Source organism: Tissierella sp., assembly GCF_032104385.1.
GTDB lineage: Bacteria > Bacillota > Clostridia > Tissierellales > Tissierellaceae > Tissierella.
Map to the genome: position 1 here is coordinate 23018 of NZ_DAMCHJ010000022.1, position 6420 is coordinate 29437.

General features: G+C 29.5%; 10 protein-coding genes and 1 pseudogene. 10 read left to right on the forward strand and 1 reads right to left on the reverse strand.

Features of this window, described 5'->3' with window-relative positions:
- The 10 genes from RT714_RS14990 (at position 1) to RT714_RS15035 (ending at position 5177) form a co-directional block, all read left to right on the forward strand.
- Positions 1-768, forward strand: a complete 768-nt coding sequence (locus RT714_RS14990; protein ID WP_313758704.1) for an ABC transporter permease — start codon at positions 1-3, stop codon at positions 766-768.
- Positions 761-1582, forward strand: a complete 822-nt coding sequence (locus RT714_RS14995; protein WP_313758706.1) for an ABC transporter permease — start codon at positions 761-763, stop codon at positions 1580-1582. Before RT714_RS14990 ends, RT714_RS14995 begins: the two co-directional genes overlap by 8 nt.
- Positions 1558-2052 (forward strand): nitroreductase family protein, encoded by a 495-nt coding sequence (locus tag RT714_RS15000; protein WP_313758708.1) that lies wholly within the window; start codon positions 1558-1560, stop codon positions 2050-2052. The genes RT714_RS14995 and RT714_RS15000 overlap by 25 nt, the downstream gene beginning before the upstream one ends.
- Positions 2042-2200, forward strand: a complete 159-nt coding sequence (locus RT714_RS15005; RefSeq protein WP_313758710.1) for a hypothetical protein — start codon at positions 2042-2044, stop codon at positions 2198-2200. Before RT714_RS15000 ends, RT714_RS15005 begins: the two co-directional genes overlap by 11 nt.
- A gap of 77 nt (positions 2201-2277) precedes the next feature.
- Positions 2278-2790 (forward strand): S24/S26 family peptidase, encoded by a 513-nt coding sequence (locus RT714_RS15010; protein ID WP_313758712.1) that lies wholly within the window; start codon positions 2278-2280, stop codon positions 2788-2790.
- 59 nt (positions 2791-2849) lie between these two features.
- Complete coding sequence (locus RT714_RS15015) at positions 2850-3575, forward strand: hypothetical protein (protein WP_313758714.1); 726 nt, start codon at positions 2850-2852, stop codon at positions 3573-3575.
- Positions 3576-3804: 229 nt separating this feature from the next.
- A complete protein-coding gene (locus RT714_RS15020; RefSeq protein WP_313758716.1) occupies positions 3805-3942 on the forward strand; it encodes a hypothetical protein in 138 nt (45 codons plus the stop codon).
- An 82-nt stretch (positions 3943-4024) separates the two neighbouring features.
- On the forward strand, positions 4025-4306 hold the full coding sequence (locus RT714_RS15025; protein ID WP_313758718.1) for a hypothetical protein: 282 nt from the start codon (positions 4025-4027) through the stop codon (positions 4304-4306).
- Between the two features lie 90 nt (positions 4307-4396).
- Positions 4397-4903: a hypothetical protein gene (locus RT714_RS15030; RefSeq protein ID WP_313758720.1), complete on the forward strand. Its 507-nt coding sequence runs from the start codon at positions 4397-4399 to the stop codon at positions 4901-4903.
- Positions 4860-5177 (forward strand): hypothetical protein, encoded by a 318-nt coding sequence (locus RT714_RS15035; RefSeq protein ID WP_313758722.1) that lies wholly within the window; start codon positions 4860-4862, stop codon positions 5175-5177. Before RT714_RS15030 ends, RT714_RS15035 begins: the two co-directional genes overlap by 44 nt.
- A gap of 669 nt (positions 5178-5846) precedes the next feature.
- Here the strand turns inward: RT714_RS15035 and RT714_RS15985 are convergent.
- Positions 5847-5960, reverse strand: a pseudogene (locus RT714_RS15985) (hypothetical protein); the annotation flags it as partial.
- Positions 5961-6420 lie beyond the last annotated feature (460 nt).

Consider the following 6420-nt stretch of genomic DNA (forward strand, 5'->3'; position numbering starts at 1 on the left):
ATGAGGCATATATTAGCAGCTGCAAAGTCAGAGTTTTTTATTTTAAAGAGATATCCGCTGAATTTATTTTATACCATAATCGCCACTGCTTTTTCCTTGCTACCATTGTTTTATATTACAAAAACCTACGATGTTGATCGAGCGCAGTATTTGTGGATTTTATCTGGAAGTTTATTTTGGATGTATATTTCCCAGGCATTGTGGACCGTAGGTCTTTCTTTAAGGAAGGAACAAGAAATAGGTACACTGGAGCAAATCTTAATATCTCCTTCCAATCTGATTTATATTATGGTAGGAAAGAGTATAGTCACGCTTGGAATTAATAGTTTAACATTGTTTGTAGGTGTACTATTAATTAGATATGTTTTTGACTGTCAGATCAATTATATATTAATAGTACTTGTGCTAATAATTAGTATGCCAGCTGTTTTTGGATTCTCATATATAATATCTGGAATAGTAATAAAATTTAAGGAAGTATTTGCATTTTTACAGGTTGTAACTGGAGTCCTATTAATTTTTAGTGGTGTAAGTCAACCTATAACTCTCTTGCCTTATAATTTAGGGGAAATAAGTAGATTCATAGTTTTTGAAAAAATGATTTATACATTTAGACGAGTCATAATTGATTCTGCATCTTTTTCAGCAATATATAGTGAATTAATATATATATTTATTTACGGATTGGTATTGAATGCAATTGCTGTTTCCGTATTTTATTATTTTAAGAAGAAAGTGCTTGAAAGTGGGGATGTTTTATATGTTTAATAAGGCATATGTATTTTTAAAGAAGGAGTTACTTTTCCTAGTTAGGTACCCGATGCAAATAATATTTGAGATAATATTACCTGTAATTAATATGTTACCAGCCATATTGCTAGCAATATATCTAATGTCATCTAACCATATTGAAAGTTTTGAGAAAGCAACTGGAACAAAAAACTATTTTGTTTTCATTAGCATTGGGGTTGTTTTTTCTATATTTAATTCTATACAAGAGCAAACAGGATATGTATTGTCTAAGGAAATGTGGATGGGCACTTTGGAGCAAATATGGGTTACACCCATAAAAAAGTTTAACCTGATACTAGGGTGGATATTCTTTAGTTTAATAAAGGCAATATTATATACCATCGGCTCTACAATAATTTTAAAGTTTATATTTATATATTTGAATATAAGTTTTAGTGTTTATAGTCTTCCATTGCTGGCTTTATCAGTATTGCTATTATTAGCTATTTCGATCTGTGGTGGGATAATTATGTGTGGTATTACTCTGAGTATAAAACAGGTGGATTCTTTTGTGTTTTTAATAACTGGAGCTGTACCATTATTAAGTGGAATTACATTTCCTATTTCTGTTCTGCCGCCAAAAATACAAATGATTTCGAAGGTTTTACCAACAACTTATGTATTTGATTTAATTAGGCATTCTATTTTAAGGAGTACCACTATATTGGATCCAACTAAGGAATTGGTCTTGATTTTCTTGTATGTAATTATTTTGATGATTACATCTGTTTTTATTTTCAAATTATTAAAAAGAAGGGTTGAAAAATGCGGAACCATTTATATGATGTAAGAGATAATTTTTATTCACGAAAAAGTATTAGGGATTACTTGGAATTTAACCTTGACCAAGATGTAATTAAGGTATTAATGGATATCGGATATAGTGGGCCTGTTTCAGGAGGGCTAGAGTGTGTTTTTATTAAGGAGATAAGCAATAACGATGAAAAACGTATCTGTTATAAAGGGGCTTATTATCAAGAACATGCTTTAAAGGCTCCGCATATTTTTCTAATTGGATGTAACGATTCAATTATCGAAGATAATTATAATGGAGAATTTGTCAATATATTTAGCTGCCAAAATTCAACCATTACTGCTCAGAACATCATTATTGCTGCACATGAAATGGGATTGGGAACATGCTTTATAGGGGCAATTAGAAAGGATGTAATAATTAATGGACTGAAGCTAGATAAAGGTTATAATCCTTGGTGTATATTATGCTTAGGTATAGGGAGGAGTGATAATATTGGAATATAAAAACTTGGACATGCTTATAAAGCTTGATGATAATAATAAAAATCTTATTATTAAAAAGGAAGATAATGAAATAGTAATGAATGTCAAGCAAGTTATAGGATGCATTGTTATATTCAGGGAAATGCTGGAAAAAATGAAGGGTGAATAGCCTAAGAAGTTTTGGCAATATTTTTAACCAAGATGAAAGAAAAACTAAAATAGTCATATGTCTACGGAGGGATGATAATGGGCTATAGCTATTATATAAAAGATATTATTGGCAATAGGGATATCAGTCTTTTTTCAGACGAAAATACTACAAGTATGGAGCCATTTATTATGGGAAAGGTTAAGCTAATTATATCAAATTGCCAAATAAGTGATTTAAAAGCGGGAGACATCTGTGTAATAATATTTGATACGGGAGAATTGGTATGCCATAGGTTGATTTTTCATGATGAAAATCATATTATTACAAAAGGAGATAACGGAACATCCTACGATTGGGCAACATTCGAAAAGGATATTGCCGGAATTGTGGGAAAGGTTGTTTATGATTCTTATTATTTAGATATGACTAGTAGGAGAAATTGCCTATTAAATAGGATCATGGTAATATTATCAAAATTAAAAGTTTCAAAGAGCGATTATATAATTCCATTTCAAAAGGTGAAAAACAATATAATATATTATCTACAGAAATTCATAACTAAATTATATAAAAAATCGCTGACTTTTGAGCATATAAATAATGATTAAGCTATTTATATGGTATCTAGTTTATCAGTATTTAAACAATTTGATTTGTGGAGGGCATTATGAAAATTAAATGCGGAATTATTTTAGAAAATATTAGCTGGTACAATAAGGTTAAAGAATTTTTTAAATCAGAACCTGATTATGAACTTAAGGAATTAACTCTATATTATGAATATCAAAAAGTTATAAGGATAAGGTACAAAGATATACACGAATTTTATATTATAACTGGTTCTGGTGCATCAAATGCTGCATCAAATGCAGAGTTTTTAATAGGTTTTAATATTAATTTATTATTGCGTATTGGAACTGTTGGAGCCCTAACTAATTCATTGAAAGTTGGAGATGTTATAAATATTATTGCTGGAATCAAGGGTGAAGGAGTAACAAAATATTATCTTCCAGAACAAATTCCTGCAATGGCAAATATTAAATTATTTAAAAATATAGGATCATACCTCGAATCTAAGGTAACGCTAGTTGATGGTCTTGTATTTACTACTGCAGCTAGATTCAAAGAGAATATTTCAGAGTTAAAGAACATGGTTCAATACAATGTAATAGGTATTGAAATGGAGACAGCGGCTATATTTGGGGTTGGGTTGGACAAGGGAATCCCTACGGGATCATTGTGTATTGTTAGTGATGTACCCATAAATGATCAAGATGATAGTCCAGGAATTATTAATAAAGAAAGTTATAGTATCGTTGAAGAAAAGTTTCAACAATTATTTTTAGAAGTTATAAACTGGACAAACTCAATGATTGGCAATGTTTTCAAATAAAAGGGTAGATGTTTTAATGGGGGTACTAATACGCAAGACCTACCTTTTTTGCATATTTATATCAAATTTCTGATCCAACCTATGTGGAAGTCGTAACACGACCTGTGAGGGATTTGTCCTTTCCTAACTAAGTTCTGCTCTTTAAAATAAGCTCCTGTTTCTACTATAATAAAGGGCTGTTGAAATTGGTGGAAACTTAGCTGAGGAAGATCCCGAAACATTTAATAAAATGCATGAGATGGTTCAAGAAACGGTCCAAAGCTTACCTGTATATAAATATCATGATTATTATATAGCATATAAGGGAGCTGTAGCTCAGTATGGTAGTGCAGGTGAACTTATACGTGTTCGAGGTAATTACAAGTAATTTAGTGATATTGATCAGTATTTAGTAAATGGTTTTTTGGCAGATGGAAGATATGTAAGTGATTCTTCAGAGTTTTCTCGTTTTGAAGCCACACAAGGAAGTATTTTCCCTTCACAGGTCTTATTATGGTGATAGAATTGGTACACAAAATAATAAATTAAAAATAGGAGATGCTGCGTACGGTACAACTTTGACAGTTACTGTTCTTTCATCGGACACAAATGGCTCAGGAACTATTATTAAAAGTATGAAAAAGAGAGATATAATGGGTGGAACTAAACCAGTATTGGATATTTGGAGATGGAACAATCCTGAATGGTTTAACGGAACGGCACAAAATCCTAATGATTTATATTTTGGATAAAAATATAGTAAGAGTCTGTCATTTCCAAATAAAAGCAACTATTTCATATATGACAAAATTAAAAAACATAGGGTGTATTCTTTGTACTCTATGTTTTTAGTAGAAAACTTTAAAATGAAAGCAAAAATATTTACTATGATAAGTGCAATTACATTAATATCAGCAGCTATTTTTATCGGTGTAAACTCATACAAGACACAACAAATCGATGATTATATTAGTATTACTACGCAGTATACGACAACTTATGACGAAAAGAATGATTATGCTAAGTATGGGGCTACGATATATGAATATAATTTAAAAAGTAAAGAGATTTCAGAAATATTTAGTTTTCCTGACAATACACAGTATCCGTTGGGTGTATATGATAAAAAAACACATTCAGTATATTATGTAAAAGAGAAAAATAATGATTCATTTAAAAGAAAAAGAACTGGTGATCAAATTTATGTGTATAGCTTGGAAACAGGCTCTGATACAATGCTGACAGAAGACGTTTTTGCAGTTAACTACATAGTACCTGTTGATGACACAATATTTTTTTTTGGCTGTGAAAGAAAGAAGTTTAATAGTAGGCAAAATAAACTTATCTAATGGAAGCATTAAATACTGGGACGAACCAAGTGCTGCATCTACTCGAAATCTTGCTGTAGAAAAAATTAATAAACGTATATATGTAGCAATATATGATGATGCCGAAGAAGATCTTCTTATACTACGCGATGTTGCAGAACATGCCACTTCTGAGTATATAATTTATTCATTTGATTACAATTTGGGTGATAAGCAAGAAGTACTGTACAAATTTGACAGCATCAATATTTCTGTTCATACTATTTATAAAGCTATTTATTTCATTTATTTCTAATTGTTTAGCTTCTTCAATCCATGAATTTAAATTGCTGGGATTTGAACCTTTTAAAATATCCTTAAACTTCAATACAAGTTGGTAGATTTTATTAAATAATGGATATGCTGATAATACTTTATTTAGTTTTCTCATACGAGTTGCATACTTGAGCTTGAACCTGTATATCCTTTAGCATTGATAGACTCTTCTGCTTTTTATACCATTTTCTTTTCTTAAATCATGTTCTCTCTCTAATATTTCACATAAAAAAGCATCATATGTTTTATTTTCTAAATTTGCTTCATTAATTTCATCTTCAATATTTCTAATTAGATATTGTAACTTAAGCCCCTTTCCAAGAATTTTAATCTTTAATTAATCTGGAGTGTTCTTCTATTTCTCTAGTCTCTTTCTTCTCATTAGCTAAAGTTTTTTCTTCATTTCTATTACATAGAAGTTTTATTTTTTCGGTATCTATTACCAGAGGACTTGCTTTTTCTAGTTCTTTGATAATATTTCCTATTTTATCTAGACCATTTTGTGATATTATTTCAATTAACTCTATGAAATCCTTGGATTTTCTGTATAATAGTTATTATAAATTGATTGAAGTCTGGGATTCATTTGGTGCATGGCTGTGCTTGAGTGAATTGCTACAGGCTTCTTTTTTAATGTTTTTAAATAATGCTATATCTCTATATTCCATGTATGAATTCCATAATTTCTAATATGTTCTGCCACCTTAATATTATTATGATATATCAATATATTCTGTGGGTATATTTTAGCTGTTACAAATTTACCTACTAGTGCATCTCGCCAGAAAGGCTGTTAATGATTTTGATAAAAACAGGTTAAATATAGTGAATGTTGGTAATCGTTCATTCCAACCTTTGTCAAATTCATAAAAACCGAAACATAATATATATTCTTTATGGTATGTTTATAGAATCTTTAAAATTGTATTTTAAAATAGATAAGCATATATTAAAATATAAATATGTTGTAATATCTATAAAATATATAGCAATCATATCTTATGAGAGATTATGTAATAATAGTACGGATTATACATTAAAGGAAGTATTTACGATTTTGATAAAAAGTACAGAATTTATTAGCAAATGTTGAGTATTAATTAATAAATATAATACTTTCTATAGTTCAGGTAAATGGAAAAATCAAAAAATATGATAGAATTGTTATGATTTTAGAAATCTCCATTCATACCAAGGAAGTAATATCTACTTGCAACATCATA